Origin of the sequence: Haloglomus salinum (assembly GCF_024298825.1) — an archaeon.
Taxonomy (GTDB): domain Archaea; phylum Halobacteriota; class Halobacteria; order Halobacteriales; family Haloarculaceae; genus Haloglomus; species Haloglomus salinum.
In genome coordinates this window covers 1,016,572-1,030,532 of record NZ_CP101153.1, presented here as the reverse complement: position 1 = coordinate 1,030,532, position 13,961 = coordinate 1,016,572, and the positions used below count along the sequence as shown (strand labels likewise).

Genomic DNA, 13,961 nt, shown 5'->3' with positions numbered 1-13,961 from the left:
CGGGCCGACGACATCGATTTATTCCCACTGGCCGAGGGCGGTGTATGGAAGCGGTCGAACTCGGTCCCGCCGATGCTCCCGAGCTGGCGGGATTGTACGAGGAGTACGGCTGGTGGGCCGACCGTGATGTCGGCGAGGTCCGTGAGGCGCTGGCGAACACGATGGTCGCGCTCGGCGTCCGGGCCGATGGCGACCTGGTCGCCGCTGCGCGTGTCGTCGGTGACGGCGTCTACTACGCGAAATGCTACGACGTGGTGGTCGCCGAGGACCGCCGCGGGGAGGGTATCGGCGCGGAGTTGCTGGCCGCGGCCGTCTCGCATCCCGACCTCGTAGGACGTGTTGCTCTCGCTGACCTGCCGCGAGGGACTCGTCGACTTCTACGAACGGTTCGGCTTCGAGCCGTACCCGAGCCCGGTCGACCGGCCGGACGGTGACGCCGAGGAGATGTGCCACCTGTACCGGCCGCGTGAGGACGAGTCGGCGTTCGAGTGACCTACACGCCCCACGCGATGCGGTCCCAGAGCCGCTCGTACCCGTAGTACGTCACCGTCTTGACAACGTTCGTGGCGAGGCCGATGCTGAGCGCCGCCGACACGTCCCCGACGACGAGGTAGGCGACCGCCACCGAGACGAAGACCATCAGCACCCGATAGAGTGCCGTCTTCACGACCGCCCGCGACATCGCCTGATGAGGACGGTCGCTGATGAGCCCTCCGAGCGTCGACTCCATACGGAGGGTTCGGTACCGAGGCGTAAGTAACCACTAGTGTTTTCAAAATCTCCACGAGAAGTCTCTAGTGGTTACACGACGCCGACCTGTCCCAGCACCACCAGTGCGACCATCCCGACGACGATGGTGGCGAGGACGCTCTCGGTCCGCCAGGCCACCAGTGCCGCGAGCGCGCCCGCGAGCAGGCGGTCGTTTCCGACCACCGAGGCCGTCCCGTCGGGCGCCACGATCGCCGGGACGACGAGCGCCGCCAGCACCGCCGCCGGGACGTAGGCGAGTGCCCGCTCCAGTCGCGGCGGGACGCCGCCCATCCGCTCGAACAGGAACAGGAACGAGGCCCGGATGAGGAACGTACCCAGGCCGGCGGCGACGATGGCGAGCCATACCTGCGGGCCGGGCGGGGGACTCACGCACTCTCACCTCCGGGGGGACGACCGCTCACGCGTGCCCACCTCCGGGGCCGTCCCCGTCCCTCCCCACCGCGTCGGGACCGACGACGCGCTCGGCGACGAGACCCGCCAGCACGCCCGCGAGTGCGCCGGCCATCAGCCCGGCCTCCAGCGGCAGGCTCGTCCCCACCGTGGCGAGTCCGCCGCCGACCAGAGCGGCGATGCCGGTCGCCCGCCCCTCGACGGCCGGGACGAGGAGTGCAAGGAACGTGAGGGGAACCGCGAAATCCAGCGGGAGCCAGGGTGGGACCCGCGCGCCGACGACGGCCCCGATGACCGTACAGACCTGCCAGACGACCCATAGTGGCGCCGCGGCCCCGAGGTAGAACCAGCGGCGGTTCGTCCCGGGGTCGCGCTCGAAGCGGGTCACCGACAGCGCGTACGCCTGGTCGGTCAGCAGGTACGCCTCCAGCGTCCGCCAGCGCCGCGGCTCGTCGAGCAGTTCGGGCGCGATGCTGGCGCTGTACATCACCATCCGGAGGTTGATGACGAGTACCGTCACGACGACCAGGGCGAGCGGCGCGCCGTCGCCGAACAGGCCGATGGCCGCGAGCTGGGAGGCCCCGGCGAAGACGACGACCGACAGGCCGACGGCGTCCAGCAGCGTCAGTCCCGCGTTGACGGCCGCAGCGCCCGCTACCAGCCCGAACGGGACGATGCCGACGATGATGGGCGCGACGGCTCGGACCCCGGCGAGGAACGCGTCGCGTGACGACTCGGTCACGCTCTGGGCTCCGGCGGGGGTCGCCACGTGTCTTCCGACTTCGCCGTCCCCTCAGGCCACCTGCAGCTCGGTCCCACACTCGTTGCAGTAGACGACCATCCCGTCCCCGTCGGGCTGGCGGACGCCGTGGCTGGTGATGCCGTCGCAGTCGCCGGCGCAGGGGGCGAACGACTCCAGGGCCTCCCACTCGTGCCGCGTGTCCGGCGCGGCGATGACGAGGCCGACCACCGTGTCGTCGGACCTGTTCCGGCCGCACTGGAACTGCCCCGGCGGGAAGCGGACGACCTCGCCGGCCTCGGCGACGACCTCCTCGGTGTCGGGGCGCTCGCTCGCGTGGCCCTCGGCGTGGTCCGCGTCGGGTTCCGGGCCCACGTCGAAGGTGGCGGTGCCCTCGAGGATGTAGAACAGTTCCTCCTGGTCGTGGTGGGTGTGGAGGCCGCCGGAGAACTGCTCGCCCGGTTCGAGTTCGTAGCGCACGATGGCCACGTCCTCGGCCTCGAGCGCTCCTGTCACGTCGCGGCGGTCGCTGTTGACGCCCATCGGGTGGGGCCACGTCTCGATGTCGGCGATGTCGATGTGGTTCATGTCGTGGCTCGCCCTGCGGGTGGTCGGCACGTAAGGCTGTTCGTGGGTGGTTGCCGGTGTGACCGACCGCTACGTTGTCGACGGGCCCGACGTTCTCGCGCTCTCTCGAGATGACAGCGAGGGGACGACGAGAACGCCGACGAAGCCCTCGCGCTCTCGACCGTCCGGGAGTCGCTTCGCTCGCCCAGCGACGTTCGCCTCGCTGTGCTCGGCTCACCTTCGAGTCCGCCAGGACCGGGTATCGGTCAGTCGGGCCCGTGAGCCTCACACCTCCCCAGCCGCCTGTGGTGCTCGCTTCGCTGCGCTCCTCGCCCCTCGCGTGCTTAGAGGCTGGCGGCGCCCGCCGCTGGTGCTCGCGGCATGAAACCGCTCGCGGAGGGCGGGCGCCGCCAGCCAGCGCGCGCCGGTGCGACTGACAGGCGTGCGCGACCCGCCACAATCCACGGGCCGGGAGCGGGTGGTTCGCCCCTTGCGGGCGAACCCGCGCGACCTGGGGAAGGGCAGGGGCTCCGCTCCGTGACACAACCGAATCCTGGCGGACTCGAAGGTGAGCCGAGCACAGCGAGGCGAACGTCGGCAGAGCGTGCTCTGCCGGAAGGCGAGCGGGCTCCGGGGCAGCTGACGACGCAAGCACCGCAACGAGCGAGCACCGCGAGCGAGTGAGGCGCGCAGCGAGTCAGGGACCCCGGAGCGCGCGAGGGCTTCGTAGGTGGTCTTCGAGGTTCGTTCGAATTAGCTGGCACTGCCGAATTCACTTCGAAATGCCGTTGTTCATCAGTATTAGCTAGTATAAGTATAAAATAGCGGGTATAGGTGGTAAAAGGGGCCGTTGACCACTATGTTCCGGACCACGAACAGTTACCACCCCGCCCCTCCACACGACTCCCATGACCGGGTTCTCATCGCGAGTCGAGCAGGTCTCCATCAGCGGCATCCGCGAGGTGTTCGAGGCGGCCGGCGAGGACGCCATCAACCTCGGACTCGGACAGCCCGATTTCCCGACGCCCGACCACGCCAAGCAGGCGGCGGTCGAGGCCATCGAGTCGGGCGAGAGCGACGCCTACACCTCCAACAAGGGCACCCTCGAACTCCGCGAGGCCATCGCCGCGAAGCACGCCCGCGACAACGACCTCGACGTGGACCCGGAGAACGTCATCGCCACCGCGGGCGGGAGCGAGGCGCTCCACATCGCGCTCGAGGCCCACGTCGACCAGGGCCAGGAGGTCCTGTTTCCGGACCCCGGCTTCGTCTCCTACGAGGCGCTCACGCACCTCGCCGGCGGCGAGCCCGTCCCCGTCGAACTCCGCGCGGACCTGACGATGGACCCGGCCGACGTGGAGGCCGCCATCACCGACGACACCGCGGCGTTCGTCGTCAACTCGCCCGCCAACCCGACCGGCGCGGTCCAGTCCACCGAGGACATGCGCGAGTTCGCGCGCATCGCCGACGAGCACGACCTGCTGTGTATCTCCGACGAGGTGTACGGCCGCATCGTCTTCGAGGGCGAGCACCGCTCGCCGCTGGAGTTCGCCGAGTCCGACAACGTCGTCGTGGTCGACGCCTGCTCGAAGACCTACTCGATGACGGGCTGGCGGCTCGGCTGGGTCACGGGGAGCCACGAGCGCATCGAGCGGATGCTCCGGGTCCACCAGTACTGTCAGGCCTGCGCGTCGGCCCCCTCGCAGTACGCGGCGGAGGCCGCGCTGTCCGGGCCACAGGACCCCGTCGAGGAGATGGTCGCCGCGTTCGAGGAGCGCCGCGACGTCGTGCTCGACGGACTCGAAGATATGGGGCTGGACGTGCCCACCCCGCAGGGCGCGTTCTACGCGATGCCCCGCGTCCCCGACGGGTGGGTCGACGAGGTCATCGACCGCGGCGTCGTGGTCGTCCCGGGCGAGGCGTTCGGGGAGAACGGCGCCGGCCACGCGCGCATCTCCTATGCGACGGACATGGAGACGCTGAAGGAGGCGCTGGCAATCATGGGCGAGGCGACGGCCGCGGTGCGGTAGCGCTTCGAGCCGGGCGGCCCCGCACCCCGCCCCGGGCCCGACCCGACCCCGCCCCGGGCCCGACCCCGACCCCGCCCCGGGCCCGACCCCGACCCCGGCCCGGCCCCACGAACTCGCTGCGCGAGCGAGCTGTCGGCACCACCGGATGCCGGCATCGCTGCACCGGGGGACCTACCGGGTCGCCCTGATTCCCACGAAGGAGCCCTCTCCGTACCCCGAGTCTATCGGTTCGGGGTCGTCGATCTCGCCGGGCCAGTGGTAGATGGTCTGGACGAACTCGAACGCCGAGAACCCCGCCGCCTTCATCGCCTCGACGAGTTCGTCGGTCGAGACGAACACGGCGTCCCGGTAGAACGGGTTCTCCGACTGCTTCTCCTGGTAGACCCGGCCGACGGGACTGTCCCTGTCGATGTAGCCGACGACGAGCGCGCCGTCTGGACGCAGTACCCGGCGGGCTTCAGCCAGGGTCCGGGCGATGTCGTCGACGAAACAGATGGTCGTCACCATCAGCGCCGTGTCGAACGTCCCGTCCCCGAAGGGCAACGATTCGGCGACGCCCCTGACGACGTCGACCCCTCGGTCGCGAGCCCGAGCCAGCATCTCGGCTGCCGGGTCGAGCCCCACCTGCATCCCGAGAGGCGCCGCGAACCGGGCACTGCCGACACCGATTTCGAGCCCGAATCCAGGCTGGGGGAGCAATCGCTCGAGCGCCTCGACCTCGGACCGATAGGCACTCTGGTGCGTGTCGAACCAGTCCTCGTACCGGTCGGTGTGGCGTTCGAAGGGTTCAGACTTCGGCATAGGGCCCGTTCACGTGGTGTCGGCTTACGAGTACTGGGTGTCGAGCGGGGAACACGGAGGTCCCGTTCCGGTCGACGCCGTCAGACTGACTCGGGTGCCCATGGTCCAGTTCACTACCTTTGTGAGTGCGGGGGGCGACCCACCCAGTGAGTGCATGAGTCGTTCCGAAGGCGGGACCCCGCCACCGGATGTCGTCGCGGGTACCGAGCGTGGACTCCGTACCGGTATCGCCGTCGTCCTGGTCCAGGGTGTCCGCCAGCGGGACCCGGGGGCAGTCGTGAATGCCCTCGTCGCCATCTGGGTGACGTACCTCCCGGCCGTGCTGGAACGGCGACTCAGCGTCGAGTTCCGGCCGTGGCAGCGGCTCTACGTGGCGGTGGCGATGCTGCTGCACGCCGTGGGGATGCTCGGGCCGTACGACGACGTCTGGTGGTGGGACCACCTCACCCACCTGCAGTCGGCGACGCTCGTGGGTGGCGCCATTCACGTGGTCTCGCGGCGGTCGGACGTGGACCCGCGGCCGCGGGTGCTCGCTGGTGTCGCCATCATGGGCGTCTGCTGGGAACTGCTGGAGTACGCCGTCCACGTCGCCTCACGCCGGGTCGGGCTGGAACCGATACTCGTCTCCTACGGCAAACGCGACACGCTTCTGGACCTCGTGTTCAATCTCCTCGGCGCGGTCATCGTCCTCGCGGTCGGCGACACCGCGCTCGAGAACCTCGTTCGACGCGGTGAGGAGTGAGTGGCTCCAGAGCGCGCATCGCGTGAACCGCTGCCGAGGGAACAGCACTGTCCGTCAGGCTAAAGCCCCAGCCCTCCCGAAAGTGGTCCAATGACCGCACAGACCGCGCAATCGCGCGACCTCGCGACCGTCATCGGGCTGGAGGTCCACGTCCAGCTCGAGACGGACACGAAGATCTTCTGCGGGTGTTCGACCGACCCCGCCGAGGACGAGGCACCCAACACCCGGACGTGTCCGGTCTGTCTGGGGCTGCCGGGCGCGCTGCCCGTGCTGAACGAGGGCGCGGTGGAGGCCGCCGTCAAGATCGGCAAGGCCATCGACGCCTCGATTCCCGAGGAGACCCGGTTCCACCGGAAGAACTACTACTACCCCGACCTGCCGAAGAACTTCCAGATAACGCAGTACGACGCGCCCGTCTGCCAGGACGGGACCCTGGAGTTCTCCGTCGAGGGCGAGGACCGCTCGGTGAACATCCGCCGGGCGCATCTGGAGGAGGACCCCGGCAGCCTCCAGCACGTCGGGGGCGGCATCGACACCGCCGACTACACGCTCGTCGACTACAACCGCGCGGGCACGCCGCTGATGGAGATCGTCACGGAGCCGGACTTCCGGTCGCCGGGGGAGGTCCGGGCGTTCCTCGCGAAACTGGAGGAGGTCCTCGAGTACCTCGGCGTGTTCGACGCGACCCGCGACGGCTCCCTGCGTGTCGACGCCAACCTCTCGATGGTCGACGCCGACGAGGTGGCCGAGGACGGGGCCATCGACGAGGCCACGCTGGAGGACGCGAACCGCACCGAGGTCAAGAACATCTCCAGCCACAAGGGCGCGGAGAAGGCGCTGGCCTACGAGCAGTCTCGACAGAAGAACGCCATCCAGCGCGGCGCCGACGTCGAACAGGAGACGCGCCACTGGGACGAGTCGAAGGGCGTCACCCTCTCGATGCGGACCAAGGAGGAGGAGAAGGACTACCGCTACTTCCGCGAGGCCGACCTCCCGCCGCTTCGCGTGCAGGACTGGAAGGAGCGCATCGCCATCCCGGAACTCCCGGCCGCCCGCCGCGAGCGGTTCCGCGAGGAGTACGGGCTCTCGCGGGAGGCCGCCGACAAGCTGACCAGCACGAAGCAGGTGGCGGACTTCTTCGAGGAGGTCGCCGAGGCGTTCGACCCGGACCTCGCGGCCACGTGGGTCGCCGACGAGCTGCTGGGCGAGCTGAACTACCGCGACATGCACGTCACGGATGTCGAGGACCGTCTCGGCGAGGTCAAGCGACTCGTCGAGCTCGTCGCGACCGACGAGATAACCGCGAAGAACGCCCGTGAGGCCGTTCTACGTGGGATGCTCGACGACGGAGACGCCCCCGACGACATCGTCGAGCGCGAGGGGCTGGGCAAGACCGGCGACGACGAGGTGGCCGCTGCGGTCCGCGAGGCTATCGACGAGAACCCCGATGCCGTCGAGGACTACCACGCTGGCGAGGGCGGCGCGCTCAACTTCCTCGTCGGGCAGGTGATGCAGTCGACGGGCGGGAGCGCGGACCCCGGGACGGTCAACGAGCTGCTGCGCGAGCAGCTGGACGCCGAGAACTGACTGGTTCGTCACGCTCCGGACGACTCCGTCTCCCGGCCCATCACCCAGCCCCCTGGTGCGCTCCGAGGTATCGGAGCCGTCCTGCCGGGGTGGCAGAACTGGCACCGATGGGCAGAAATTGCGGCTGTCGGTAGCCGTTCTCGGTAGAGAAGTTGCAATCTGGAATCCGAATCCGTTCCTCGATGCCTACATGGGTACATTCACTCAACGAGAACGAACGTTCAGGGAATCTCCTGGCAGATTCCCGGCAGGGGTATCCTCAAAGCTTAAACGCGCGGGGCGGCAACCACCGACAATGTCCGAACTGCTGTCCTCCGACTCGGACACTCCGTCGGGGGATATCGCGGACGAGTCGGCAGAGCCCGAGGGCGAGGGGGACCTCCAGACGCTCTGGCTCGACTCCGAGGAGGCCGGGGACCTGCTCTCGTCGCTGGCGTCCGACACCGCCCGGTCGGTGCTCACGGCGCTCCACGACGAGCCCGCGACCGCCTCCGAGGTCGCAGACGAGGTGGACACGTCGCTCCAGAACGCCCGACACCACCTGAACAGTCTCCAGGACGCGGACCTCGTCGAGGTGACCGAGACACGCTACTCCTCGAAGGGCCGCGAGATGAACGTCTACGCGCCCGCACGCGACCCGACGGTGGTCTTCGTCGGCTCGCGTGAACACGACGGTGGGCTGCTCGACTCCCTCCGCAGCATCCTCCCCGCAGTGGTGGTGCTGGCGGTCGCGAGTCTGCTGGTCCAGTGGCTGGTCGTCCCCAGCATCGGCACGGCCGCGAGTGGTGACCTCCCGCGCATCGGCGAGAGCCTCGGTGGCGCCGGTCCGCTCGCTCTTCCGGTCGGCCTCGTCTTCCTGGCCGGCGGTCTCCTCGCGCTGGGACTGGTCCTCGCGGTGTCCCGGTGGCAGGCCACCACATAGGCGGGCGAACGTTCTTGATACGCCCTCCGGAATCCCGCACGAGCGCGAACAATGAACCGACAGACCGGCCTCAGACTGCTGCTCGCCGCGGCGTTACTGACCACGCCGCTCCTGCCGGTCTTCACCGTCGACCTCGGCCCCGCCGAACGGACGGCGTTCGGGGACAGCAACAGGGCCGTCGAGGAGCTCGAGCGGCTGTTCCGCGGCGGGGCGTCCGAGCCCGAGTCCGTGGACCGAGAGGTGCTGGTGACGGTGAAACTCCACAAGACGGGGACGCTTTCGGATGCCGGGCTCGACGTGCAGCGCCGGTTCGTCAGACAGGGAGCTCACCACGTCGAGGGATACGTCCCACTGTCGGCGGTCCGGGACCTCTCGTCGGACCCGGCGGTCCAGGCTGTCCGGCTGCGTGCCAGCCGTGACCACGGCGGTCGCGTCGCGGCCGGCGTCGACCGCATCGGTGCGACCGCCCTCCACGAACGGGGGCTGACGGGCGAGAACGTGACCGTCGGCATCATCGACGGCGGGTTCCGCGTCTCCGACCCCGAACTCGCGGGGCACGTCGCGGCCTACCGCTCGTTCGGCTCGCCCGGTGACGCCGACCACGGGACGGCCGTCGCCAGTGTCGTCGCCGATACGGCCCCGGACGCCGACCTCCACGTCGCAGCCGTCGGGGACGCGACCTCCGCGGCGGAGTACCGCGAGGCGGTGGCGTGGCTCCGCGATTCGGGCGCCGATGTCATCGTGGACTCGGGGAGCTACTTCGGGAACGCCGGGGCCGACACGGATGCGCTGTCTGCGGTCGCTCGCAACGCCTCCCGGGATGCCGTCTTCGTCACCTCGGCGGGCAACTACGCCCGGCGACACTGGGCGGGCACCCACGAGCCGAACGACCGCCGCTGGGTCACGTTCAGACCGGGTGCCGAGGGGAACGCACTGGCCGACGGCGAGGTGTTCGCCGGCCGGGTCCGGGCCAGCCTGGAGTGGTCACCGACCGGTGCGAACGCGACTGCCGATGCGTACGAACTCTACCTGTTCCGGCGGGGCGTGGGCGGACAGCGCCTCGTCGCCTCGTCGGGGGGCGGTGGGAACGGTACGGCCTACCTCGACGCCACGGTCCCTCGTGGGCACTACTACCTCGCCATCGAGGCCGAGAACGTCTCCCGGGCGCACGAACTGGAGCTGTTCACCACCCGTGACCTGACCTACCGGACGGCCGCGGGGAGCCTCGCCACCCCCGCGACCGCGCCCGGTGTCCTCGGCGTCGGGGTGTACGATTACGAGGCCGAACAGGTGGCCGACTTCAGCTCCCGCGGCCCGGTCGGCAACCGGACCGGCGTGGGGATGGTCGCGCCGGACACGGTCGCCGCCCCGGGGACCGACGCGTCGGCCGGTACGTCCTTCGCGGCTCCGTACGTCGCGGGGACCGCCGCGCTCATCGCCCAGGCCAACCCGAACGCCACGGCGGCCGATATCCGGGCGGCGCTCACCGACAGCGCCCGTGACGTCGCGGCTCCCGGGCCGGACGCCGCCGCCGGTGCCGGCCTGCTCGATGCACGGGCCGCCGCGACACTGGCGTCGGCACGTCTCGGAACGGCCAGCCCGAACGCGGTCACCGCCGAGGACGTGACCGTCGCTGACGGGTCCGCGGAGACGCCAGCCTCACACGAGACGCCTTCGTCTGACGAGGGTGGCCTCGGGGACCCGTCGGTCATCGAGACCCCTGCGCCCGTGGCCCGTTCGTAGTCCCGGCTCGCGGTCGGCGCTGCCTGGTGTCGAGAGTCGGTACTGCTGGCGCCGATTCCGGCCCGTTCAGTTCGACTCCCGCGGTTCCTCGTCCGTGTCCGGCCGCTCGAGCGTCAGGCTACCGAACGTGCCGTCCGGCCGCTCGATATCGGGGTCACCACGGAGTAACAGTCCCATGACGACGAGTCCGGCCGCCTCGAGCGTGACCGAGACGATGCCGAGCAGCGTCCGGCCGGAGCCGGGGGTTCCGGAGCCGGCGTCCCCGAGCGTCGCCAGCAGCGGCTCGACGTAGTGCGAGAAGAGCGTGGCCAGCACGCCGCCGTGGGTGTGGGTCGTCTCGGTCGGCCCACCGCCGGTCAGCGCGAACCCGTGGTCGAGGACGGTGTGCCAGGCGAGCCAGCCGACGAGATACGCTGCCAGTATCGCCGCTCCGAGGAGATACGCCCGTCGGAGATCGAGCCGGCCACGCGCGGTCGCGAACAGCCCGACGAGGATGGCGCTCCCCGAGAGCGTGAACAGGAGGGTTCGCGGACGCTCGAAGACGAACTCCGTGAGGTAGGTCACGAGCAGGCCGTTGACGAGGATGTCGACGAACCCCGTCACTCCGACCACGAGGTGGACGACCGCGACCGCGCCGACGAGCTGGACCGCCAGGAAGCGGAGCTTCCGGGCCTCCGACGGCGACAGGTCCCGTCCCAGCGAGGCCAGTTCCATGCCCGTCCTCGGGGATGCGTGCACAAGAGCGGCGCGGTCGGCGCGCGGCCGAGCGCTCACCGGTCGTCCGTGGCCCGCGGCTCAGGCGTCGATGTGGATGTCGAACCGGGCGCCGCCGGCCGCGCTCTCGTCGACGGTGACCTCCCAGCCGTGTGCCTCCGCGACCGTCCGCACGATGGCCAGCCCGAAGCCGGTGCCCGTCTCGGTGGAGTAGCCCCGCTCGAACACGTCGTCGCGCTCGGACTCGGGAATCCCGGGGCCATTGTCCAGCACCGCAAAGCCCGTCTCGGTCCCCCGGACCACGACCTCGAGCTGGTCGTCGCCACCGTCCGTCGTCGTGTTCCCGTCCGCGGCGGACGCCGCCGTCTCCGTGCCGTGTTCGACGGCGTCGTCGGCCGGCGGCCGACTGCCCGTGGAGCCGTGCTCCACGGCGTTCTCCAGCAGGTTCGCGAGGAGCTGTTCCAGCCGTGTCGGGTCGGCCTCGACGGTCCCGGGGTCCTCGACCGCCAGCGTCGCGCCCGTCGTGTCGAGGGTTCCCCAGATATCCCGGACGGCGACCGACAGCGCCACCGGCTCGCGGTCCCCGACCGTGTCGCCCTGCTTGGCCAGCGTGAGCAGGTCGTCGGTCATCGTCGTCATCCGGTCGGTCGCCTCGGAGATGGCCTCGAGCTGTGGCAGCAGGTCCTCGCCGCTCGCCCCCTCGTCGGCCAGCTCGCGGGCCAGCGCGATGTGGCCGCTCACGACGTTGAGTGGGTTCTTGAGGTCGTGGCTGACGATCTCGGCGAACGCCTCCAGCTGCTCGTTCTTCTGCTCCAGTTCCCGCTCGCGGGCCCGGCGCTCCGAGATGTCGTGGACGACGCCGACGGTGCCCGCGAACGACTCGCCCGGGCCGGTCGGCTGGAGCGTGAGCGTCAGTTCCCGCGGGACCACCTCCCCGCTCGCGCGCTCTGCCTGCACCTCGATGGTGACCGAATCCGCCTCGCCGTCGAGCAGCGAGCGGATGGCTGTCTCCGTCCGCTCCAGCCCCGCTTCGGTCATCACCTCGCTCGCGACCCGGCCCTGTAGCTCCTCGCGACTGTACCCGCTCAGCTCCACCATCCGCTCGTTGAACATCTCGAAGCGCCCCTCGGCGTCGAGCGCGTAGACGCCGTCGCCCATCGCCTCGACCAGCTGCCGGTAGCGCTCCAGCTTCTGCTGGCGCTCCCGGTGTTCGGTCACGTCCTGGACGACGACCTGCACCGCCCGCTCCCCGCCGTGCTCGATGGCGCTCCCGGCCACGAGCGCCTGTTTCACGTTCCCGTCGGCGTCGACGTACTGCTCCTCGATGGACTCGGTCGTGGTCTCATCGTTGAGGAGCCGCCCGACCCGTTCGCGGGCGACCGCGCGGTCGTCGGTCTCCAGGTACTGGAGCGGGTCGTCCCCGACCAGCTCCTTGGGGTCGTCGACGGCGAGGAACTCGGCGGCCGCCCGGTTGGCGAAGACGATTTCGTCGCCGTGGTGCACGGCGATGGGGACCGGCGCGGTCTCGACGAGCCGCCGGTAGCGCTCCTCGCTCCGCTCCAGGCGCTGCTCCGTGCGGTACTTGTCGACGACCGTCGCGACCCGCTCGGCCAGCACCTCGTACTCGCTGGTGTCGGTCGGTTTCCGGAAGTAGTCGGTCGCCCCCGCGGAGAACGCCTCGCTGGCGATCTCCTCGCTCCCCTTGCCCGTGAACAGGATGAACGGCAGTTCGGGGGCGAACCCCCGGAGCTCAGCCAGCAGGTCGAGCCCGGTCAGCCCGGGCATGTCGTAGTCACAGAGCACGCAGTCGAACGACCCCTCGGCCAGCCGTTCGAGCGCCCGCTCGGGGTCGGTCTCCGCGGTCACGTCGATAGCGGAGTTGCACCGCTCGATGTGCGGCTTCGCGATGTCCGCGAAGGCCGCGTCGTCGTCGACGTGAAGCAACCGTATCTCGCTCGTCTTCCCATCGGTCGCCAGCGGTCCACCCCCGTGCTCTGCCATTGTCGCTTCTCCCGAAGTGTGGTTGCGTCGGTAATGAATGTTGGTTCGGACCCACGCGGCATCGGGCCCCATCGCCTTCGAGTGAGTGTGGCGTGTGGCTCTCACGTGCGTTCGAGCCGGCGAGTGCGGGGGAAGGGATTCGAACCGGAGGAAGAGGTGCTCGCTCCCGGTGGTCGCTGCGCGCGACTTCCAGGGTTCGAATCCTACGGTCCGCACTCACGACTCGCCGGCGCTCGTCGGAGTGCGGGGGAAGGGATTCGAACCCTCGAACCACTACTGGAGCGGATCTTAAGTCCGCCGCCTTTGTCCGGACTCGGCCACCCCCGCGCGTGCCTCAGTCGGCGGGGGCGCGGTTTGTCGGTTTCGGTCCCCGCGCTCTCCCGGATAGGCTCTGCTTTCTATCGAATATCTGGCATGAATGAGGCATTATCTCCCAAAGTCCGCTGGTTGTTATATGTCGGTGAGATTATGGTAGAACGCTACCAATCCACCGAGAGCGTCCCGTCCCCGTGCGGGTCGGGAGCGATCTCCTCGTTGGTCCGGCGGTCGACCACGTGGATGACGCCGCGGTCCTTCTTCGCGGGGCAGACCTCGGCCGCCCGGATGTTGTGGTCGAGTTCCGACTCGTCGAAGAAGTACGTCTCGGGCTGTCCAAGCCCGGATTTCAGGTCCATCTCCCAGTTCGCGGAGACCTCGGCGCACTTGCCGGCCGCGATGCACTTGTTCGCCTCGAAGATTATCTTGTACGGCTTCTCCTCGACTGCCGGGGCGTCGGTCTCCCCGATCTCGGCCGGGTCGACCGGCTCGTCCGCGTCGCTCATACACCCGGGTTCGGTGCGCGTCCGTTAAGCGGTGTCGGTGGTCCGCCAGCCGAGCCGGGGGCTACGCAGGCCACGAGCGGCGTGTCCCCACCTCCCCCGGTCGGTCGGGAGCGCCCGCATCGCACCGGCTACG

14 protein-coding genes, 1 tRNA gene and 1 pseudogene are annotated in these 13,961 nt (G+C 69.7%); 7 read left to right on the top strand and 9 right to left on the bottom strand.

What is annotated here, in order from left to right; translation table 11 throughout:
• Nucleotides 1-44: 44 nt before the first annotated feature.
• Both NL115_RS20705 and NL115_RS05040 read left to right on the top strand, forming a co-directional pair.
• Nucleotides 45-257: pseudogene (locus tag NL115_RS20705) on the top strand (GNAT family N-acetyltransferase); the annotation flags it as partial.
• 79 nt (nt 258-336) lie between these two features.
• Nucleotides 337-492: a GNAT family N-acetyltransferase gene (locus tag NL115_RS05040; RefSeq protein ID WP_254832110.1), complete on the top strand. Its 156-nt coding sequence runs from the start codon at nt 337-339 to the stop codon at nt 490-492.
• 1 nt (nt 493) lies between these two features.
• Here NL115_RS05040 and NL115_RS05035 read toward each other — a convergent pair whose 3' ends face one another.
• From NL115_RS05035 to NL115_RS05020, 4 genes are all read right to left on the bottom strand, one after another.
• On the bottom strand, nt 494-730 hold the full coding sequence (locus NL115_RS05035) for a DUF2061 domain-containing protein (RefSeq protein ID WP_254832109.1): 237 nt from the start codon (nt 728-730) through the stop codon (nt 494-496).
• Between the two features lie 71 nt (nt 731-801).
• Nucleotides 802-1,140: an AzlD domain-containing protein gene (locus NL115_RS05030; RefSeq protein ID WP_254832108.1), complete on the bottom strand. Its 339-nt coding sequence runs from the start codon at nt 1,138-1,140 to the stop codon at nt 802-804.
• Between the two features lie 28 nt (nt 1,141-1,168).
• Nucleotides 1,169-1,903 (bottom strand): AzlC family ABC transporter permease, encoded by a 735-nt coding sequence (locus NL115_RS05025; RefSeq protein WP_254832107.1) that lies wholly within the window; start codon nt 1,901-1,903, stop codon nt 1,169-1,171.
• Nucleotides 1,904-1,954: 51 nt separating this feature from the next.
• The gene (locus NL115_RS05020) at nt 1,955-2,488 is read right to left on the bottom strand and encodes a cupin domain-containing protein (RefSeq protein ID WP_254832106.1); all 534 of its coding nucleotides are present in this window, start codon (nt 2,486-2,488) and stop codon (nt 1,955-1,957) included.
• An 887-nt stretch (nt 2,489-3,375) separates the two neighbouring features.
• Here NL115_RS05020 and NL115_RS05015 point away from each other — a divergent pair.
• Nucleotides 3,376-4,497, top strand: coding sequence for a pyridoxal phosphate-dependent aminotransferase (locus tag NL115_RS05015; RefSeq protein WP_254832105.1), 1,122 nt, complete (start codon nt 3,376-3,378; stop codon nt 4,495-4,497).
• 171 nt (nt 4,498-4,668) lie between these two features.
• Here NL115_RS05015 and NL115_RS05010 read toward each other — a convergent pair whose 3' ends face one another.
• Nucleotides 4,669-5,298 carry a class I SAM-dependent methyltransferase gene (locus NL115_RS05010; protein WP_254832104.1) on the bottom strand — a complete coding sequence of 210 codons (630 nt, stop codon included), beginning with the start codon at nt 5,296-5,298 and terminating at the stop codon, nt 4,669-4,671.
• A 154-nt stretch (nt 5,299-5,452) separates the two neighbouring features.
• Between NL115_RS05010 and NL115_RS05005 the strand changes: the two genes are divergently transcribed.
• From NL115_RS05005 to NL115_RS04990, 4 genes are all read left to right on the top strand, one after another.
• Nucleotides 5,453-6,040, top strand: a complete 588-nt coding sequence (locus NL115_RS05005; protein ID WP_254832103.1) for a DUF2238 domain-containing protein — start codon at nt 5,453-5,455, stop codon at nt 6,038-6,040.
• Nucleotides 6,041-6,130: 90 nt separating this feature from the next.
• Nucleotides 6,131-7,627 carry an Asp-tRNA(Asn)/Glu-tRNA(Gln) amidotransferase subunit GatB gene (gatB, locus tag NL115_RS05000; RefSeq protein ID WP_254832102.1) on the top strand — a complete coding sequence of 499 codons (1,497 nt, stop codon included), beginning with the start codon at nt 6,131-6,133 and terminating at the stop codon, nt 7,625-7,627.
• A 295-nt stretch (nt 7,628-7,922) separates the two neighbouring features.
• On the top strand, nt 7,923-8,549 hold the full coding sequence (locus NL115_RS04995) for an ArsR/SmtB family transcription factor (protein WP_254832101.1): 627 nt from the start codon (nt 7,923-7,925) through the stop codon (nt 8,547-8,549).
• Between the two features lie 51 nt (nt 8,550-8,600).
• Nucleotides 8,601-10,292 (top strand): S8 family peptidase, encoded by a 1,692-nt coding sequence (locus NL115_RS04990; RefSeq protein ID WP_254832100.1) that lies wholly within the window; start codon nt 8,601-8,603, stop codon nt 10,290-10,292.
• Between the two features lie 66 nt (nt 10,293-10,358).
• Here NL115_RS04990 and NL115_RS04985 read toward each other — a convergent pair whose 3' ends face one another.
• From NL115_RS04985 to NL115_RS04970, 4 genes are all read right to left on the bottom strand, one after another.
• Complete coding sequence (locus NL115_RS04985) at nt 10,359-11,006, bottom strand: hypothetical protein (RefSeq protein WP_254832099.1); 648 nt, start codon at nt 11,004-11,006, stop codon at nt 10,359-10,361.
• Between the two features lie 81 nt (nt 11,007-11,087).
• A complete protein-coding gene (locus NL115_RS04980; RefSeq protein ID WP_254832098.1) occupies nt 11,088-13,007 on the bottom strand; it encodes a hybrid sensor histidine kinase/response regulator in 1,920 nt (639 codons plus the stop codon).
• A gap of 242 nt (nt 13,008-13,249) precedes the next feature.
• Nucleotides 13,250-13,334, bottom strand: a tRNA-Leu gene (locus NL115_RS04975).
• A 152-nt stretch (nt 13,335-13,486) separates the two neighbouring features.
• Nucleotides 13,487-13,828: a ferredoxin gene (locus tag NL115_RS04970; protein ID WP_254832097.1), complete on the bottom strand. Its 342-nt coding sequence runs from the start codon at nt 13,826-13,828 to the stop codon at nt 13,487-13,489.
• Nucleotides 13,829-13,961 lie beyond the last annotated feature (133 nt).

What these genes read in the sequence shown, in the direction of transcription:
- NL115_RS05035 (WP_254832109.1), bottom strand. Translation starts at nt 730, where the DNA reads ATGGAGTCGACGCTCGGAGGGCTCATCAGCGACCGTCCTCATCAGGCG.
- NL115_RS05020 (WP_254832106.1), bottom strand. Translation starts at nt 2,488, where the DNA reads ATGAACCACATCGACATCGCCGACATCGAGACGTGGCCCCACCCGATG.
- NL115_RS05015 (WP_254832105.1), top strand. Translation starts at nt 3,376, where the DNA reads ATGACCGGGTTCTCATCGCGAGTCGAGCAGGTCTCCATCAGCGGCATC.
- NL115_RS05010 (WP_254832104.1), bottom strand. Translation starts at nt 5,298, where the DNA reads ATGCCGAAGTCTGAACCCTTCGAACGCCACACCGACCGGTACGAGGAC.
- NL115_RS05005 (WP_254832103.1), top strand. Translation starts at nt 5,453, where the DNA reads ATGAGTCGTTCCGAAGGCGGGACCCCGCCACCGGATGTCGTCGCGGGT.
- gatB (WP_254832102.1), top strand. Translation starts at nt 6,131, where the DNA reads ATGACCGCACAGACCGCGCAATCGCGCGACCTCGCGACCGTCATCGGG.
- NL115_RS04995 (WP_254832101.1), top strand. Translation starts at nt 7,923, where the DNA reads ATGTCCGAACTGCTGTCCTCCGACTCGGACACTCCGTCGGGGGATATC.
- NL115_RS04990 (WP_254832100.1), top strand. Translation starts at nt 8,601, where the DNA reads ATGAACCGACAGACCGGCCTCAGACTGCTGCTCGCCGCGGCGTTACTG.
- NL115_RS04985 (WP_254832099.1), bottom strand. Translation starts at nt 11,006, where the DNA reads ATGGAACTGGCCTCGCTGGGACGGGACCTGTCGCCGTCGGAGGCCCGG.
- NL115_RS04980 (WP_254832098.1), bottom strand. Translation starts at nt 13,007, where the DNA reads ATGGCAGAGCACGGGGGTGGACCGCTGGCGACCGATGGGAAGACGAGC.
- NL115_RS04970 (WP_254832097.1), bottom strand. Translation starts at nt 13,828, where the DNA reads ATGAGCGACGCGGACGAGCCGGTCGACCCGGCCGAGATCGGGGAGACC.